This is a genomic window from Nocardioides fonticola, from assembly GCF_039536805.1.
GTDB lineage: Bacteria > Actinomycetota > Actinomycetes > Propionibacteriales > Nocardioidaceae > Nocardioides > Nocardioides fonticola.
Window position 1 is genome coordinate 130,689 of the sequence record NZ_BAAAZH010000028.1, and the last position, 17,351, is coordinate 148,039.

Here is a 17,351-nt window from a genome sequence, read left to right on the forward strand (position 1 = left end):
TGCTCAGAGCCAGCCGGAGCGCTTGAAGACCACCCACAGCCCGAGCGAGATCGCCGCCATCAGCAGCAGCGACAGCGGGTACCCGTAGGTCCACGACAGCTCGGGCATGTGCTGGAAGTTCATGCCGTAGATGCCGGCGAGGAGGGTCGGGACGGCGACCAGCGCCACGCCGGCCGAGATCTTGCGCATGTCGTCGTTCTGCTGGATCGAGATGCGCGCCAGGTGGGCGTCGAACGCGGTGGACAGCAGGCTGTCGAGGGCGTCGACGGACTCGCCGGCCCGCTGGAGGTGGTCGTGGACGTCGCGCAGGAACGGTGCGGCGGCCGGTTCGATCCCGACCATCTCGCCGGCGGCGAGACGGCGCATCGCCTCGCGCAACGGCGTGACCGCCCGCCGCACCTCGGCGATCTCGCGCTTGAGGGTGTAGATGCGCACGGCGTCGTCGGTGCGGGCGGTGGAGAAGACCGAGGCCTCCACCTCGTCGACGTCGGTCTGGAGTTCGTCGAGCACCCGCTCGTACTCGTCGACGACCCGGTCGCAGACGCCGTAGACGACCGCCGAGGGCCCGTGGGTGAGCACCGACTGCTGGGACTCCAGGGCCCGCCGCGCGCTCGCGAGCTCGCTGCCCTGACCGTGACGCACGCTGACGATGAAGTCCGAGCCGACGAACAGATGGATCTCGCCGGTCTCCACGGCGTCGGCGTCGTCGATGTACCAGAGGGTCTTCAGCACGAGGAAGAGGCTGGCGTCGTAGGTCTCGACCTTCGGGCGCTGGTGGGCCGAGAGCGCGTCGTCGACGGCGAGCGGGTGGAGGTCGAAGGCCTTCGCCACCTCGGCCAGCTCGCCGGCGTCCGGCTCGAGGAGCCCGACCCACACGAAGCCGCCCTCCTCCGCGGCCGCCTCGCGCAGCCGCCGGTAGTCGCCGTGGGCGCAGGAGACGTCGATCCGGGCACCGGAGCGGTACACCGCGCTGTCGACGATCACCCCACCACGCTAGCCCGTCCCGCCCTTTCGGTGGTGTCCGGCGGTGATCGGCGCGTCAGGGTGGAAGGACCGCACCCCACCGTCTCGGAGGACCCATGAGCGACCCGCAGCACCACGACTTCCTCATCGTCGGCGCCGGGATGGCGGCCCACGCTGCCGCCACCGGCATCCGCGCGGAGGGCGCCACCGGCTCCATCGCGATCCTCGGCGCCGAGGTCGACCCGCCCGTCGAGCGGCCGCAGCTGAGCAAGGACCTCTGGGGCACCGACGACCGGGACGGCGCCGGCGCGATCCGCGACACCGCAGGCGAGACCGGCGCGACGCTGCACCTCGGCGATCCCGTGGTGGCTGTCGACGTCGAGCGTCGGGTCGTCCGCACGGCTGCGGGCGCCGAGCACTCCTACGGCGCGCTGCTGCTGGCGACCGGAGGCACGCCCCGCACGATCGACGGGCTGCCGGCCGGCGATCGCGTCGTCCACTTCCGCACCCTCGCCGACTACCGCCACCTGCGCGCGCTCGCCGAGCAGGAGCCCGCCCCGCGGATCGCCGTCGTCGGCGCCGGGTTCATCGGCACCGAGATCGCCGCCGCTCTCAGCGGCACCCCGGCCACCGTCGTGCTCGTGCACCCGGGCGAGCAGGTCGGCGACCACGCGTTCCCGCCCGCGATCACCTCCCAGATCGAGCAGGAGCTGACCCGACGCGACGTCGTCCTGCGCGGCGGCGCCGGGGTCGAGCGCGGCGAGGTGGCCGCCGGCGGCGTGGTGCTGCACCTCGACGACGGCACCACGCTCGAGGCCGACGCCGTCGTCGTCGGCCTCGGCGTCACCCCGGCCACCGGCTTCCTCGGCGACGCCGTCACCCTCGACGACGACGGGGGAGTCGTCATCGACTCCCACCTGGCCACCTCCGCCGCCCACGTGTGGGCCGCCGGCGACATCGCCCGCTACCCCGACCCGGTGCTCGGCTCGACCCGGGTCGAGCACGTCGACAACGCGACGTCCATGGGCGAGGCGGCGGGCCGGGCGATGGCCGGTGCCCGCGACCTCTACGACCACACCCCGATCTTCTGGTCCGACATCGGCGACCTCGGGTACGAGGCCGTGGGCACGCTCTCGACCCGGCTGACCACGGTGGTCGACGCCGTCGGCGACGGCACGGTCGTGTACTACCTCGACGACGAGCGCGTCCGGGGCGTCCTGCTGTGGAACGTCTGGGACCGCGCCGACGAGGCGGTGAAGGTCCTCGCCGAGGAACGACCGGCCGATCCCGAGGCGCTCCGTGGGCGCATCGGCTGAGCATCCCCGGCGTTGAAGGCCCCTCTACGCTGACCGGCATGGCAACAGTGATCCTCGTCCGCCACGGCCGGACGACGGCCAACGCCAGCGGCATGCTGGCCGGACGCCTGCCCGGCGTGAAGCTGGACGACGTCGGCCGCGGACAGGCCGAGCGAGCCGGACGACGCCTGGCGCCCGTGCCGGTGGCCGAGGTCGTCACCAGCCCGCTGGAGCGCTGCCGCCAGACCACCAAGCTGCTGGTCGCCGGTCGGGAGTCCGCGCCGCGCATCGTGAGCGAGCGCGGCATCACCGAGTGCGACTACGGCGACTGGCAGGGCCGGCCGCTGAAGGAGCTCGCGAAGGAGAAGCTGTGGCGCACCGTGCAGGCGCAGCCCTCGGCGGCGGCCTTCCCCGGCGGCGAGGCCATGACCACCATGCAGTCGCGGGCGGTGGCGGCGATCCGCGGCCACGACGCGCGCATCGCGGCCGAGCACGGCGAGAACGCCGTGTGGGTGGCCGTCTCCCACGGCGACATCATCAAGTCGATCCTCGCCGACGCGCTCGGCATGCATCTCGACCTGTTCCAGCGCATCAACGTCGACCCGGCGTCGATCTCGATCATCCGCTACACCGAGACCCGGCCCTACGTGCTCGCGACCAACACGCACGAGGGCGATCTGGCCTGGTTGGCGCCGCCACCGGCCAAGGGACGACGCGGCTCGACCCGTCGGGCGGCGTCCTCCGACGCGATGGTCGGCGGGGGAGCGGGACCGTCGGCGTCCGGCTCGGCGAACGCGTGAGAGGGTGACGACATGCCAGTGATCCACGGCTTCGACCCGCCGGAGCGGTTCGTGACCGGCACGGTCGGCCCTCCGGGCCAGCGCACCTTCTTCCTCCAGGCGCGTGCCGGCGTCCGGCTCGTCAGCGTCGCGCTGGAGAAGCAGCAGGTCGCGGCTCTGGCCGAGCGCATCGACGAGCTCCTCGACGAGATCATGAGCAGCGAGCTGTCGCGCGGCGTCGTCCCGGCCGTCGCGCCGCTCGACCTGGTCGACACCGACCCGCTCGAGCAGCCGATCCAGGAGGAGTTCCGTGCCGGCACCATGACGCTGGCCTGGGACTCCGACGACGAGCGCGTCGTGGTGGAGGTCTTCCCCTTCACCGAGGCGGCGGTCGTCTCGCCCGACCAGCTCGACGAGGACTTCGAGGAGCCCGAGCCCGAGGAGCTGCTGCTCGTGCGCATGAGCGCGGGTCAGGCGCGCGCCTTCGTCCAGCGCACCGAACGGGTGCTGGAGGCCGGGCGCCCGTCGTGCCCGTTCTGCGCCGAGCCGATCGACCCCGACGGGCACCTGTGCGTGCGGGCCAACGGGTTCAGGCGACGTGATCCCTGACCCGCGCCCCGACGCCTGCGCGGTCCTCCGCGAGGGCGATCTCGAGCTCGAGGGCCGCATCATGCCGGCCTCCAACGCGACCTTCATCGGTCGTGTCGGCGGTGACGGCGGTCCGGGCAGCGGCACGGTCGTGGTCTACAAGCCGGTCAGCGGCGAACGACCGCTCTGGGACTTCCCGGGCGCCGTCCTGGCGCGTCGCGAGGAGGCGGCCTACCTGGTCTCCGAGGCCACCGGCTGGGGGCTCGTGCCTCCCACGGTCGTGCGGGAGGGGCCGCACGGCCCCGGCATGGTGCAGCTGTGGTGCGAGCCCGACCCGGAGCAGGCCGCGGTGACGCTCGTCCCCGAGGGGGAGACGCCCGAGGGCTACCTGCACGTCTTCGACGGCGTCGACGCCCGCGACCAGCCGATCGCCCTGGTGCACGAGGACACCGTCGCGTTGCGCCGCCTCGCCGTCTACGACGTCGTCGTCAACAACGCCGACCGCAAGGGCGGCCACGTGCTGGAGATGCCCGACGGCCACCGCTACGGCGTCGACCACGGCATCGCCTTCCACGAGGAGCACAAGCTGCGCACCGTGCTCTGGGGGTGGGCGGGCGCACCGCTCACCGAGGAGGAGCAGGACGTCGTCCGCACCGTGCGGGAGGCGATCGGCGGGAGCCTCGGCGACGCCCTCAGCGGCCTGCTCACCGATCTCGAGATCGACTGCATCGCGCGTCGCTGCGACCGGCTGCTGGCCCAGGGCCGGCTGCCCGAACCGCGGGAGTGGCCCGCGATCCCCTGGCCGCCGTTCTGAGTCGTGCCCCGGCTAGGCTGCGCAGCATGCGTGCCTGGTCTGCTCCCGAGGTGCCCGCCCTGCCCGTCACGGGTCCGGCGGTCGCCCTGTTCGACACCTCCTCGGGCGGACCGGTGACCACCACCCCCGGCGAGCGGGCCCGCCTCTACGTCTGCGGCATCACGCCCTACGACGCCACCCACATGGGCCACGCCAACACCTACGTCGCCTACGACCTGCTCAACCGGGCCTGGCGCAGCGCCGGCCACGACGTCACCTTCGTCCAGAACGTCACCGACGTCGACGACCCGCTGCTCGAGCGGGCCGAGAAGGTGCATGTCGACTGGGTCGAGCTCGCCGAGCGCGAGACCGAGCTGTTCCGCCACGACATGGAGGCGCTGCGGGTGCTCCCGCCGGCCGCCTACGTCGGCGCGGTGGAGTCGATTCCGCTGGTGATCGCGCTCATCGAGAAGCTGGACGCCGCAGGCGCGATCTACCGCGTCGACGACGACCTCTACTACAGCGTCGGCGCCGACCCGCGGTTCGGCGAGGAGTCGCGTTACAGCCGCGAGGAGATGCTGAGGATCTTCCCCGAGCGCGGCGGCGACCCCGACCGTCCGGGCAAGCGCGACCCGCTCGACCCGCTGGTGTGGCGTGCGCGCCGCGAGGGCGAGCCGTCCTGGGAGAGCCCCTTCGGGCCCGGTCGTCCGGGTTGGCACATCGAGTGCGCGGCCATCGCGCTGGAGCACCTCGGCGGCGACTTCGACGTCCAGGGCGGCGGCAGCGACCTGATCTTCCCCCACCACGAGATGTGCGCCGGCCACGTGCAGACCGCCACCGGCGGCACGTCCTTCGCGCAGATCTACAACCACGCCGGGATGGTCGCCTACGACGGCGAGAAGATGTCGAAGTCGAAGGGCAACCTGGTCTTCGTCTCGGCGCTGCGCAACTCCGACGTCGACCCGATGGCCATCCGGCTGACGCTGCTGCGCCACCACTATCGCAGCGACTGGGAGTGGACCGACGACCAGCTCTTCGACGCCGTCGACACCCTGGTCGACTGGCGGCGCGCGCTCTCCCTCGGCGCGGGCGCACCGGCCGAGCCGGTGGTCACCGAGGTGCTGGCCGCGCTCGCCGACGATCTCGACGCCCCGCGCGCGGTGGCCGCGGTCGACGCCTGGGTCCGCGCGACGCTCGGCACCCACGGTCTGGCCGACGCCAGCGACCCCGAGGCCGCGCTGACCATCGCCCGGCTCCTCGACGCCGCCCTGGGGCTAGCGCTCTGAGGCCCCCGGACGGCGTCCGGTACCGGTGCCGTCTGAACGAGCGGCCGAGGTGCGAGGAGCGCTAGCGACGAGCCGCGAGACCCGGTGAGACGGGCGGCGTGCGGTACCGGTGGGTGCCTTGGGTGCGGGGGTCTCGCGGCTCGCTGCGCTCGGGACGGTGGTCGAGGTGCGAGGAGCGCTAGCGACGAGCCGCGAGACCCGGTGAGACGGGCGGCGTGCGGGAGTGGTGGGTGCCTCGGGTGCGGGGGTCTCGCGGCTCGCTGCGCTCGCACCTCAACCACCGGTTCGGGGAGCTGCGGTGGTCGAGGTGCGAGGAGCGCTAGCGACGAGCCGCGAGACCCGGTGAGACGGGCGGCGTGCGCTACCGGTGGGTGCCTTGGGTGCGGGGGTCTCGCGGCTCGCTGCGCTCGCACCTCGACCAGCGGTCGGGCTGGGTGCGCTCGTTCAGCGATAGGTGGGTCGGGTCAGTCGTCCTCGGAGCGGCGCTTGAGGTAGCGCTCGAACTCGCGGGCGATCGCCTCGCCCGAGGCCTCGGGGAGGTCGGCGGTGTCGCGGGTCTCCTCGAGCGAGCGGACGTACTCGGCGATGTCCTCGTCCTCCTCGGCGAGCTCGTCGACGCCGCGCTCCCAGGCCCGGGCGTCCTCGGGCAGGTCGCCGAGCGGGATCGAGATCTCCAGGAGGTCCTCCAGCTGGCCGATGAGGGCGAGGGTGGCCTTCGGGCACGGCGGCTGGGCGACGTAGTGCGGCACCGCCGCCCAGTAGGAGACGGCCGGCATGTCGATGCGCATGCAGGCGTCCTGGAGGACGCCGACGATGCCGGTCGGCCCCTCGTAGTTGGACTGCTCGAGCTTGAGCCGGTCGACGAGGTCGGGCTCGGTGGCGGTGCCCGTGACCGGGATCGGGCGGGTGTGCGGGGTGTCGGCCAGCAGCGCCCCGAGCGTCACGACGATCTCGGCGCCGAGGTCGTCGCAGGCAGCCAGCAGCTCGGCGCAGAACTGACGCCACCGCATGTTCGGCTCGATGCCGCGGATCAGGACGACGTCGCGGCCGAGGTCGGGCGGCGAGGCGATCGCGATCTGGGTGCTGGGCCAGGTGATGCGGCGGTGCCCGTGCTCGTCGGTGCCGATGAGCGGCCGGTTGACCTGGAAGTCGTAGAAGTCCTCGGGGTCGACCGCGCCGACGACGCGCGCGTTCCAGACCCGCATGAGGTGGTCGATCACGGCGGAGGCGGCGTCGGCCGCGTCGTTCCAGCCCTCGAAGGCGGCGATGACCAGAGGGTCCTGCAGATCGGGCGCGTGCTCGAGTTCGATCACGCCTCCAGCCTAGGTCTTCCGCGAGGACGGCGAGCGAGGAAGGACACACCCGGCGCGCCCGGCCGGGATTTCGTCCGCCCACCCGCGCGGTGTCACGATCTGGGAAACCGTTCCACCCTTCGGACACCCGTCCGTACGGTGGAGGGGAGCGGCGCTGCGAACCGCCGCCCGAGAGGAGTCCCCGTGTCCGACCGCACCGATCCGCGCGCCGCCTGGCGCCCCGACGCGACCGACGCCCTGGCGTCGCTCATGCGGGAGCGGATCCTGGTGCTCGACGGCGCGATGGGCACCGCGATCCAGCGCGACCGGCCCGACGAGGCCGGCTACCGGGGCGAGCGCTTCGCCGACTGGCCCAGCGACCTGGTCGGCAACAACGACCTGCTGACGCTCACCCAGCCGGCCATCATCGCCGGCATCCACCGCGAGTACCTCGCCGCCGGCGCCGACATCGTCGAGACCAACACCTTCAACGCCAACGCCGTCTCCCTGGCCGACTACGGCCTGGAGGAGTACTCCTACGAGTTCAACCTGGAGTCCGCGCGCCTGGCCCGCCGGGTCGCCGACGAGTTCGACACCCCCGAGCACCCCCGCTACGTCGCGGGCGCGCTCGGCCCCACCACGCGGACGGCGTCGATCTCGCCCGACGTCAACGACCCCGGCGCCCGCAACGTCACCTGGGACGACCTCGTGGACGCCTACCTCACGGCGGCCCGCGGCCTCGTCGACGGCGGCTCCGACCTCCTGGTGATCGAGACGATCTTCGACACCCTCAACGCCAAGGCGGCGATCTTCGCCGTCGAGACGCTCTTCGAGGAGACCGGACGACGCTGGCCGGTCATCATCTCCGGCACCATCACCGACGCCTCCGGTCGCACGCTCTCGGGCCAGGTCACCGAGGCGTTCTGGAACTCGGTGCGGCACGCACGCCCGCTCGCGGTCGGCTTGAACTGCGCGCTCGGCGCGAAGGAGATGCGGCCCTACATCGCCGAGCTCTCCCGCGTGGCCGACACCTTCGTGTCCTGCTACCCGAACGCGGGTCTGCCGAACGCCTTCGGCGAGTACGACGAGGCCGCCGAGGAGACCGCCGCCGTCGTCCGGGAGTTCGCGGAGGCCGGCCTGGTCAACATCGTCGGCGGCTGCTGCGGCACCACCCCGGCCCACGTCGCCGCGATCGGCGCCGCGATGAGCGGCCTGGCGCCGCGCGAGGTGCCCACCCGGCCCTCCGCGATGCGCCTGGCCGGGCTCGAGCCGTTCACGATGGACGACGACAGCCTGTTCGTGAACGTCGGCGAGCGCACCAACATCACCGGCTCCCTGCGCTTCCGCAACCTCATCAAGGCCGGCGACTACGACACCGCGCTGTCGGTGGCCGCGCAGCAGGTCGAGAGCGGCGCCCAGATCATCGACGTCAACATGGACGAGGGCATGATCGACGGCGTCGCGGCCATGGACCGCTTCCTGCGGCTCATCGCCTCCGAGCCCGACATCAGCCGGGTGCCGCTGATGGTCGACTCCTCCAAGTGGGAGGTCATCGAGGCGGGCCTGAAGAACGTGCAGGGCAAGCCGATCGTCAACTCGATCTCGCTCAAGGAGGGCGAGGAGGCGTTCATCGAGCACGCCCGCCTGTGCCGCAAGTACGGCGCCGCGGCCGTGGTGATGGCCTTCGACGAGGCCGGTCAGGCCGACACCTACGCGCGGCGCATCGCGATCTGCGAGCGTGCCTACCGCATCCTCGTCGACCGCGTGGGCTTCCCGGCCGAGGACATCATCTTCGACCCCAACGTCTTCGCGGTCGCCACCGGCATCGAGGAGCACGCCACCTACGGCATCGACTTCATCGAGGCCACCCGATGGATCAAGCAGAACCTCCCGGGCGCGAAGGTCAGCGGCGGCATCTCGAACGTGAGCTTCTCCTTCCGCGGCAACAACCCCGTGCGCGAGGCGATCCACGCCGTCTTCCTCTATCACGCGATCGCTGCCGGCATGGACATGGCGATCGTCAACGCCGGCGCCCTGGCGGTCTACGACGAGGTCGAGCCCGAACTGCGCGAGCGCATCGAGGACGTCGTCCTCAACCGCCGTGCCGACGCCGCCGAGCGGCTTCTGGAGGTCGCGGAGTCCTACAACGCCGCCGCCGAGAAGGACGAGGCCGCCGAGGAGGAGTGGCGCACGCGTCCGGTCACCGAGCGCATCACCCACGCGCTGGTGAAGGGCCTCGACGCCCACATCGAGGCCGACACCGAGGAGCTGCGCCGCGAGATCGAGGCGCGCGGCGGCCGTCCGATCGAGGTCATCGAGGGCCCGCTGATGGACGGCATGGACGTCGTGGGCGACCTCTTCGGCGCCGGCAAGATGTTCCTCCCGCAGGTCGTGAAGTCGGCCCGCGTGATGAAGCGGGCCGTCGCCCACCTGATCCCCTTCATCGAGGCCGAGAAGACCGCGAACCCCGAGCTCGCGACGGCCAAGGACACCAACGGCACGATCGTGATGGCCACCGTCAAGGGCGACGTCCACGACATCGGCAAGAACATCGTCGGCGTCGTGCTCCAGTGCAACAACTTCGAGGTCATCGATCTCGGCGTCATGGTGCCGGCACAGAAGATCCTCGACACCGCGGTCGAGGTCGGCGCCGACATCATCGGCCTGTCGGGGCTGATCACCCCCTCGCTCGACGAGATGGTCGGCATCGCCACCGAGATGCAGCGCCTGGGCCTGGAGATCCCGCTGCTCATCGGCGGCGCCACCACCTCGCGCGCCCACACCGCGGTCAAGGTCGATCCCAAGTACGACGGCCCGGTCGTGTGGGTCAAGGACGCCTCGCGGTCGGTGCCGGTGGCTGCCGCGCTGCTGCACGAGGAGCGGCGCGAGCCGCTGCTGGCCGACCTCCGCGACGACTACGACAGCCTGCGTGCCCGCCACGCGCAGAAGTCCGACCGTCCGCAGCTCAGCCTGGAGCAGGCCCGCGCCAACGCCACCCCGGTCGTCTGGGAGGGCTACACGCCTCCGGCGCCGCGCCAGTCGGGTGTGCACGTGCTCGCGGACTACCCGATCGCCGAGCTGCGCGAGTACATCGACTGGCAGCCGTTCTTCAACGCCTGGGAGATGAAGGGCCGCTTCCCCGACATCCTCAACAGCCCGCACGCGGGCGAGGCGGCGCGCAAGCTCTACGACGACGCCCAGGCGATGCTCGACCGCATCATCGAGGAGAAGTGGCTCGAGGCGCGGGGTGTCTACGGCTTCTGGCCCGCGAACTCCCGCGGCGACGACGTCGTGGTCTGGCAGGACGCCGACCGGGTCGCCGAGCGCGCCGTCCTGCACCAGCTGCGCCAGCAGGGACAGCACCGCGACGGCATCCCCAACCGCTCCCTGGCCGACTTCGTCGCCCCCGAGACCACCGGGCTGCCCGACCACGTCGGCGCCTTCGCCGTCACCGCGGGCCTCGGCCTGCCCGAGCGGGTGGAGGCCTTCAAGGCCGAGCTCGACGACTACTCCGCCATCCTGCTGGAGGCGCTCGCCGACCGGCTCGCCGAGGCGTTCGCCGAGCGGCTGCACCAGCGGGTGCGCACCGAGTTCTGGGGTCACGCCGCCGACGAGGCGTTGAGCAACGACGACCTCATCGCCGAGCGCTACACCGGCATCCGGCCGGCCCCCGGGTACCCCGCCTGCCCCGACCACACCGAGAAGCTCGTGCTGTGGGACCTCCTCGATGCGGAGGCGACCACCGGCATCAGCCTCACGGAGTCGATGGCGATGTGGCCCGGCGCCTCGGTCTCGGGCGTGTACTACAGCCACCCCGAGTCGCAGTACTTCGTGGTCGGGCGGCTCTCCCGCGACCAGATCGTCGACTACGCCGAGCGCAAGGGCTGGTCGGTCGAGGAGGCCGAGAAGTGGCTCTCCCCGAACCTCGGCTACGACCCCGATGACTGAGGCCGAACGCCGGCCCGCCGCCGTCCTGTGGGACATGGACGGCACGCTGGTCGACACCGAGCCCTACTGGATCGAGGCCGAGTACGAGCTCGCCGAGCGCCATGGGGGCACGTGGTCGCACGAGCACGCCCTCCAGCTCGTCGGCAACGACCTCATGGAGTCGGGCCGCTACATCCGCGAGCACATGGGCATCGACCGCACGGCCGAGGAGATCGTCGAGGAGCTGCTCGACGGCGTCGTCGCCCGGATCGCCCGGCGGGTGCCCTGGCAGCCCGGCGCGCGCGAGCTGCTCGAGCGGCTCCACGCCGACGGCGTCCCGTGCGCGCTCGTGACCATGTCCTACACCCGCTTCGTCGAGCCGATCCTCGCCCACCTGCCGGAGGGCACCTTCGTCACCACCGTGACGGGGGACGCCGTCCGGCACGGCAAACCGCATCCGGAACCGTACCTGGTCGCGGCGAAGCGTCTGGGGCTCGACCCGGCGGCCTGCCTGGCGATCGAGGACTCGCCGCCGGGCGCGGCGTCGGCGGCGGCAGCGGGCTGCGCCGTCCTGGTGGTGCCCAACCACGTCGAGGTGCCAGCGGGGGAGCGGCGGGTGTTCCGCACCACGCTCGAGGGCCTCGGCACCGACGATCTGGCCGGACTTCTCGACGAGGCTCGCGAAACGGCTGCGCAGGTCCAGACCGGCTGAGAGGATGGGACGGTCGTCACGTCCTCGGCACGACGCCCCCTCGGGGTCCTAGTACCACCGGACAAGTGACGTCGCCCCCGCACTCCGTCACGATGGGGTACCACCGGGAGTCCTGCGCTCCCTCGACAGGAGGATCCGTGCCGTCCCGGCTCAAGACCACCCTCGCCCTCGGCGCCGCGCTGGGTGTGACGACGTTCGCGTTCGCGTCCGTCGCGGTGGCCGGCGACCCGCCGAGTTCGGGTCGCATCCCGTGCAAGGGCGACTCCACGGCCGACGTCCGGCTGCGGATCGACGTCGACGACTCCGGCCGCTTCAACGTCATCGGCGTCGTCTTCAGCGACGACTCCGACATCTGGTCGTGGCGGATGCTCCACAACGACGACGTCTCCTACAAGGGCGAGGTGCAGGCGAAGGCAGCCGACCTCTCCTTCCGCATCCAGCGCAGCATGGTCGACCTCGCGGGCACCGACGACATCGTGTTCCGGGCCGTCAACCAGACCACGAACGAGGTCTGCCGGGCCGAGGTCGTGGTCGACTGACCGGCGTGCTCCGCACGATCCTGCGCACGCCCGTCGCCACCTTCCTCATCGTGGCGGGTGTCGTGCTGGCCAGCATGACGGTGGTGACCAACCGCGCGGCCGAGCACGCCGCGCAGGACCTCGGCATCAGCGCGCGCATCGACACCACCCGCCTGCTCACCCGCTCCCTGCTCGAGCCGCGGCTGCGCGACCGGCTGGTCGAGGGCCGGCCCCAGGCGATCGACAACATCGACCAGCGGGCGCTCGAGATCGGCGGCGACGTCGTCCGCATCAACCTGTGGCGCGCCGACGGCACGCTGGTCTACAGCACGGATCTCGCGCTCGTCGGCCAGAAGTTCGAGCTCACGCCGGGCGAGCAGCGCGTCCTCGAGCGCGGGGGAACCGGCTATGAGACCGCCGACCCCGACTCGCCCCGCAACCGGGCCAGCGCGACGTCGGTCGACGGTCTGGTGGAGATCTACACGCGGGTCCGGTCGAAGGAGAACGGCCGCCTGCTGTTCGAGGCCTACTACCGACTCGACGACATCACGAGCCGCCGCGAGCAGATCCTCTCGGTCTTCCGCTTCAACACCCTCGCCCCGCTCGTGGCGATGACCCTGTTCGCCGCCGTCATGCTGCAGCTGCTGACCCGGCAGGTGCGCCGCGCGTCGCGGGAGCGCGAGCGTCTGCTGCGCACGGCGATCGAGGCCTCCGACGCCGAGCGTCGCCGGATCGCCCGCGACCTGCACGACGGCGTCGTCCAGGACATCGCCGGGACGGCGTTCACGGTGTCCGGCCTGGCGCGCGATCCCGCCGTTCCGGAGGCCAGCCGCACGCTGCTGGAGTCGGCCTCGGACTCGTTGCGCGACGGCCTGAAGTCGCTGCGGTCGCTGCTGGCCGAGATCCACCCGCCCGACCTGCGCGCCGCCGGCCTGCGGGCAGCACTGGAGGACCTCACCGCCCCGGCCGCGAGCGCGGGCATCGCGGCCTCGGTCAGTGTCGACGGCGTCGAGGACGCCGCCGACGCCTCCGTCGCGCTGGTCTGGCGGGTCGCTCAGGAGGCGGTCCGCAACGCCACCCGCCACTCGGGTGCCTCGACGCTCGCGGTGACCGTGCGGGCGACCGCCGAGCAGATCGTGCTCGAGGTGGTCGACGACGGGGTGGGCTTCGACCCCTCCGGCGACCGCGCCTCCGACCGTTTCGGTCTGCGCGGCATGCGATCGCTGGTGGCCGATGTGGGCGGTGAACTGGAAGTGACCTCCGCTGTGGGAGAGGGTACGAAGGTGCGCATGGTGGTGAGTCGACGGTGAACGGGGAGCAGATCGTCCGGGTGGTGCTGGTCGACGACCACGCCGTCATCCGGGCCGGCCTGGCCCAGCTGCTGGCCGCGGCCACCGACATCGAGGTCGTCGGCGAGGCCTCCGACGGCGCCCAGGCCGTCGAGGTGGCGACCACCCTCGTGCCCGACGTCGTCCTCATGGACCTCCAGATGCCCGGCACCGACGGCGTGACCGCGACCCGGCGCATCAAGCAGTCCGGTCTCCCGATCGACGTCCTCGTGCTCACCTCCTACTCCGACAACGAGCGCATCCTGGGGGCGCTCGACGCCGGCGCCGTCGGCTACCTGCTCAAGGACGCCGACCCCGACGACGTCATCGCCGGCATCCGCGCCGTGGCACGGGGCGAGTCGCCGATGCACCCGAAGGCGGCCCGTGCGCTCCTCGGCTCGCGCCCCAGCACCGGCCAGGGGCAGTTGACCAACCGCGAGCTGGAGGTGCTCGCGCTCGTGCGCGAGGGGTTGGCCAACAAGCAGATCGCCCGACGCCTGGAGATCAGCGAGCGCACGGTCAAGGCCCACCTGACCTCGGCGTTCGCCCGGATCGGGGTCACCGACCGCACCCAGGCCGCGCTCTGGGCCGAACGCAACGGCCTCTGACCCGACCGGCCTCCGGGCTCAGACGGGGGCGCCGTCAGGCTCAGTCCGAGGTCGGCAGCGGAGGCGGTGTGCCCCCGAAGCTCGGACAGAGGGCCCGGTGGGCGCACCAGCCGCACAGGCGGCCGGGATTGGGGCGCCAGTCCCCGCTCTCGTGGGCGGCCGAGATCGCCCGCCACAACGCCTCGAGCTTGCGCTCGACACCGCGCAGGTCCTGCTCGTCGGGTTCGTAGCGCACGACCTGCCCGTCGCCGAGGTAGACCAGCTGGAGCATCGCCGGGACGACGCCCCGGGTGCGCCACAGCACGAGGGCGTAGAACTTCATCTGGAACAGGGCATGACCCTCGAAGCCCTCGCCGGGCGCCCGTCCGGTCTTGTAGTCGACCACCCGGATCGCGCCGTCGGGCGCCACGTCGATGCGATCGACGAAGCCGCGCAGCAGCAGGCGCGACTCCAGCAGCGTCTCGACGTACTCCTCCCGCGCATGGGGCTCGAGGCGGGTGGGGTCCTCGAGGGTGAAGTAGCGGCTCAGCACGCGGGAGCACTCCGCCAGCCAGCCCTCGAAACCCGACGCGGCGTCCGCGGCGAAGAGCTCACCGAGCTCCGGCTCGGTCTCGACCAGGCGCTCCCAGACCGGTCGCAGCATCGCGACCGCCTGCTCGGGGGTGCGGTCGTGGGCGGGCAGGTCGAAGAGCTCCTCGAGCACCTTGTGCACCAGCGTGCCCCGGACGGCGTCGGGCGAGCGCGGCTCGGGCAGCCGGTCGACCGTGCGGAAGCGGTAGAGCAGCGGACAGCCCAGGAAGTCGGCCGCCCGGCTGGGGGAGAGCGCTCCGACGACCTCGACACCGTCGACCGGGGTCGAGCGCCGCTCGGCGGGGCTGGACGCCCGGTCGGCGCCGACCTCCGCATCCGTCCGCGTCGTCATGGGAGCACGCTAGGCGATGGCGCCGACACAACCGGAGCGGACGCTCCGGCATGGAGCGGTCGGTTAGCCTCGCCACGTGTCCGAACCGCCCGCCGATCACGCCGCCGCACCCCCACCCCGGCCCCCGGGCACGGTGCGCATCGGCTCCATCGCCGGCAGCGACGTGCTGGTCAGCTCCTCGTGGTTCGTGGTCGCTCTGCTCATCGCCGCGGTGATGGCGCCGCGCATCGACCAGGTGCAGCCGGGGCTGGGGCCCTGGCGGTTCGTGGCCGGCCTGGTCTTCGCCGTCGTCCTCTACGGCTCGGTGCTGCTGCACGAGGCCTCCCACGCCTTCCTCGCGCGCCACTACGGCATGCCGGTCACCTCGATCACGCTGCACTTCCTCGGCGGCATGACCGCGATCGAGGGCGAGGCTCGGCGTCCGCGCGAGGAGTTCATGATCGCCGTGGTCGGCCCGCTGACCAGCCTCGCGGTGGGCATCGGCGCGCTGGCGCTGCTGCTGGTCGTGCCGGGCGGTCTCATCGGCCTGGTGGTCGAGGGCCTCGCGGGCGCCAACCTCCTCGTGGGCATCCTCAACCTCATCCCGGGTCTCCCGCTGGACGGCGGCCGGGTGCTCAAGGCGGCGGTCTGGCAGGCCTCGGGCAACCAGCACCGCGGCACCATCGCGGCCGCGTGGGGTGGCCGCGTGACGGCCCTCGCGGCGATCGCCTGGCCGTTCCTCCAGGAGGCCGTCCTGGGCAGCACGCCCGACCTCCTCGACTTCATCCTCGCCTTCGTCGTGGCCGCCTTCCTCTGGTCGGGGGCGACCGCCGCGCTCGGATCCGCCCGCCTGCGCAGCCGGCTCCCCGCGCTCCAGGCCCGGCGACTCGCGCGGCGCACCGTCGCGGTGGCGGCCGACGTGCCGCTCGCGGAGGCGGTCCGGCTCGCCCGGGAGGCCCAGGCCGGCAGCATCATCACCCTCGACCCCGCGGGAGTCCCCGTCGGCGTCGTCAACGAGGCGGCCCTCCTCGCCACGCCGGAGGAACGCCGTCCCTGGGTGGCCACCGCGGCCGTCGCCCGGCACCTCGATCCCGGGCTGCGCCTGCCGGCCGATCTCGCGGGCGAGGAGCTCGTGCGGGCGATCTCCCGCACCCCCGCCGGGGAGTACGTGCTGGTGGAGGCCGACGGCACCGTGTACGGCGTGCTGACCACCTCCGACGTCGATCGGGCGTTCCGCGAGCACGTGTCCCGCTGAGCAGTCCCCCGGGCGCACGCCGCGCATTGGGGTCCCGCCGCGCCGACTCGTTAGGGTGCGGCCCCATGGACACCACCCCCGCGACCGGTCCCGGCGCCCTCGACGACGTCCCGGCCGAGGCCTGGTCGGGGGTCCACCGCGGTCCGCTGCGCGCCGGTGAGTGGGTGCGTCTGGTCGATGCGAAGGGGCGCAAGCACAACTTCGAGCTCGTGGCCGGCAAGCGCTTCTTCTCCAACCGCGGCCACCTCGAGCACGACGACCTCATCGGCCGCGAGGAGGGCTTCACGATCGCCAGTTCGATGGGCGGGGAGTACCTCGTCTTCCGGCCGCTGCTCTCGGAGTTCGTGGTCTCGATGCCCCGCGGTGCGGCGGTCGTCTATCCGAAGGACTCCGCCCAGATCGTCGCCCTGGCCGACATCTTCCCCGGCGCGCGCGTCGTGGAGGCCGGCGTGGGGTCCGGCGCCCTGACCTGCTCGCTGCTGCGGGCCGTGGGCCCCTACGGCCACGTGCTGTCCTACGAGCGTCGCGAGGAGTTCGCCGACGTCGCCCGCCGCAACGTCCACCAGTTCTTCGGCGCCCCCGAGGGCGCCTCGCACCCGAACTGGACCCTCACCCTGGGCGACCTCGCCGAGGCGCTGCCGGCGAGCGGCGAGCGCTGCGACCGCATCATCCTCGACATGCTGGCCCCCTGGGAGTGCCTCGAGGCGGCGGCCGACGCCCTGGTGCCCGGCGGCATCGTGTGCGCCTACGTGGCCACCACGACCCAGCTCTCGCGGTTCGTCGAGACCGTGCGGGTGCACGGGGGCTTCACCGAGCCCCACGCCTGGGAGTCGCTCGTGCGCGACTGGCACGTCGAGGGCCTCGCCGTCCGTCCCGGCCACAAGATGATCGGCCACACCGCCTTCCTGGTCACCGCCCGGCGCCTCGCGCCCGGCGCGAAGCCTCCGCGCCGCACGCGGCGTCCGGCGCCCGGGGCCTACGGGGTCGACTACACCGGCCCCCGGCCGGCCGACGTCGCCCACGAGGCCGGCAACGGCGCCGAGACCGGTGCCGGGTTCGGGGCCGAGGACGCCGGGAACGCGGTCAGCGGCCTGGACTGACCCCGG

The 17,351-nt window shown here is 72.6% G+C and carries 15 protein-coding genes; 12 read left to right on the top strand and 3 right to left on the bottom strand.

The window, feature by feature from the left end; translation table 11 throughout:
* Positions 1 to 3 precede the first annotated feature (3 nt).
* Positions 4 to 984, bottom strand: coding sequence for a magnesium/cobalt transporter CorA (gene corA / locus ABD671_RS17835; protein WP_344734793.1), 981 nt, complete (start codon positions 982 to 984; stop codon positions 4 to 6).
* Between the two features lie 95 nt (positions 985 to 1,079).
* Between corA and ABD671_RS17840 the strand changes: the two genes are divergently transcribed.
* The 5 genes from ABD671_RS17840 to mshC are packed head-to-tail and all read left to right on the top strand — an operon-like array spanning position 1,080 to position 5,704.
* A complete protein-coding gene (locus tag ABD671_RS17840; protein WP_344734794.1) occupies positions 1,080 to 2,279 on the top strand; it encodes an NAD(P)/FAD-dependent oxidoreductase in 1,200 nt (399 codons plus the stop codon).
* 38 nt (positions 2,280 to 2,317) lie between these two features.
* Positions 2,318 to 3,058, top strand: a complete 741-nt coding sequence (locus ABD671_RS17845; RefSeq protein WP_344734795.1) for a histidine phosphatase family protein — start codon at positions 2,318 to 2,320, stop codon at positions 3,056 to 3,058.
* Between the two features lie 12 nt (positions 3,059 to 3,070).
* On the top strand, positions 3,071 to 3,646 hold the full coding sequence (locus ABD671_RS17850; RefSeq protein ID WP_344734796.1) for a DUF3090 domain-containing protein: 576 nt from the start codon (positions 3,071 to 3,073) through the stop codon (positions 3,644 to 3,646).
* Entirely contained in the window at positions 3,636 to 4,439 is an 804-nt protein-coding gene (locus ABD671_RS17855; protein WP_344734798.1) for an SCO1664 family protein, read from the top strand. The genes ABD671_RS17850 and ABD671_RS17855 overlap by 11 nt, the downstream gene beginning before the upstream one ends.
* 26 nt (positions 4,440 to 4,465) lie before the next feature.
* A complete protein-coding gene (mshC, locus tag ABD671_RS17860) occupies positions 4,466 to 5,704 on the top strand; it encodes a cysteine--1-D-myo-inosityl 2-amino-2-deoxy-alpha-D-glucopyranoside ligase (protein ID WP_344734799.1) in 1,239 nt (412 codons plus the stop codon).
* 464 nt (positions 5,705 to 6,168) lie between these two features.
* Here the strand turns inward: mshC and ABD671_RS17865 are convergent, their stop codons facing one another.
* The gene (locus tag ABD671_RS17865; RefSeq protein WP_344734800.1) at positions 6,169 to 7,017 is read right to left on the bottom strand and encodes a PAC2 family protein; all 849 of its coding nucleotides are present in this window, start codon (positions 7,015 to 7,017) and stop codon (positions 6,169 to 6,171) included.
* A 183-nt stretch (positions 7,018 to 7,200) separates the two neighbouring features.
* Between ABD671_RS17865 and metH the strand changes: the two genes are divergently transcribed.
* The 5 genes from metH to ABD671_RS17890 all read left to right on the top strand — a co-directional run bounded on the left by metH (position 7,201) and on the right by ABD671_RS17890 (position 14,089).
* Positions 7,201 to 10,944, top strand: coding sequence for a methionine synthase (gene metH / locus ABD671_RS17870; protein ID WP_425574931.1), 3,744 nt, complete (start codon positions 7,201 to 7,203; stop codon positions 10,942 to 10,944).
* Entirely contained in the window at positions 10,937 to 11,635 is a 699-nt protein-coding gene (locus ABD671_RS17875; RefSeq protein ID WP_344734801.1) for an HAD family hydrolase, read from the top strand. Before metH ends, ABD671_RS17875 begins: the two co-directional genes overlap by 8 nt.
* 137 nt (positions 11,636 to 11,772) lie before the next feature.
* Positions 11,773 to 12,174 (top strand): hypothetical protein, encoded by a 402-nt coding sequence (locus tag ABD671_RS17880; protein WP_344734802.1) that lies wholly within the window; start codon positions 11,773 to 11,775, stop codon positions 12,172 to 12,174.
* A 5-nt stretch (positions 12,175 to 12,179) separates the two neighbouring features.
* A complete protein-coding gene (locus ABD671_RS17885) occupies positions 12,180 to 13,463 on the top strand; it encodes a sensor histidine kinase (RefSeq protein ID WP_344734803.1) in 1,284 nt (427 codons plus the stop codon).
* Positions 13,460 to 14,089, top strand: coding sequence for a response regulator (locus ABD671_RS17890; protein ID WP_344734804.1), 630 nt, complete (start codon positions 13,460 to 13,462; stop codon positions 14,087 to 14,089). The genes ABD671_RS17885 and ABD671_RS17890 overlap by 4 nt, the downstream gene beginning before the upstream one ends.
* A 40-nt stretch (positions 14,090 to 14,129) precedes the next feature.
* Here ABD671_RS17890 and ABD671_RS17895 read toward each other — a convergent pair whose 3' ends face one another.
* Positions 14,130 to 15,011, bottom strand: coding sequence for a RecB family exonuclease (locus ABD671_RS17895; protein ID WP_344734805.1), 882 nt, complete (start codon positions 15,009 to 15,011; stop codon positions 14,130 to 14,132).
* Positions 15,012 to 15,087: 76 nt separating this feature from the next.
* Here ABD671_RS17895 and ABD671_RS17900 point away from each other — a divergent pair, with 76 nt between their 5' ends.
* Positions 15,088 to 16,245, top strand: a complete 1,158-nt coding sequence (locus ABD671_RS17900) for a site-2 protease family protein (protein ID WP_344734806.1) — start codon at positions 15,088 to 15,090, stop codon at positions 16,243 to 16,245.
* Between the two features lie 65 nt (positions 16,246 to 16,310).
* The gene (locus tag ABD671_RS17905; RefSeq protein ID WP_344734807.1) at positions 16,311 to 17,345 is read left to right on the top strand and encodes a tRNA (adenine-N1)-methyltransferase; all 1,035 of its coding nucleotides are present in this window, start codon (positions 16,311 to 16,313) and stop codon (positions 17,343 to 17,345) included.
* The last annotated feature ends 6 nt before the right edge of the window (positions 17,346 to 17,351 follow it).

Excerpts from the sequence above, each read along its gene's own strand:
- ABD671_RS17875 (WP_344734801.1), top strand. The coding sequence starts at position 10,937 with ATGACTGAGGCCGAACGCCGGCCCGCCGCCGTCCTGTGGGACATGGAC.
- ABD671_RS17850 (WP_344734796.1), top strand. The coding sequence starts at position 3,071 with ATGCCAGTGATCCACGGCTTCGACCCGCCGGAGCGGTTCGTGACCGGC.
- mshC (WP_344734799.1), top strand. The coding sequence starts at position 4,466 with ATGCGTGCCTGGTCTGCTCCCGAGGTGCCCGCCCTGCCCGTCACGGGT.
- ABD671_RS17895 (WP_344734805.1), bottom strand. The coding sequence starts at position 15,011 with ATGACGACGCGGACGGATGCGGAGGTCGGCGCCGACCGGGCGTCCAGC.
- ABD671_RS17840 (WP_344734794.1), top strand. The coding sequence starts at position 1,080 with ATGAGCGACCCGCAGCACCACGACTTCCTCATCGTCGGCGCCGGGATG.
- ABD671_RS17905 (WP_344734807.1), top strand. The coding sequence starts at position 16,311 with ATGGACACCACCCCCGCGACCGGTCCCGGCGCCCTCGACGACGTCCCG.
- ABD671_RS17845 (WP_344734795.1), top strand. The coding sequence starts at position 2,318 with ATGGCAACAGTGATCCTCGTCCGCCACGGCCGGACGACGGCCAACGCC.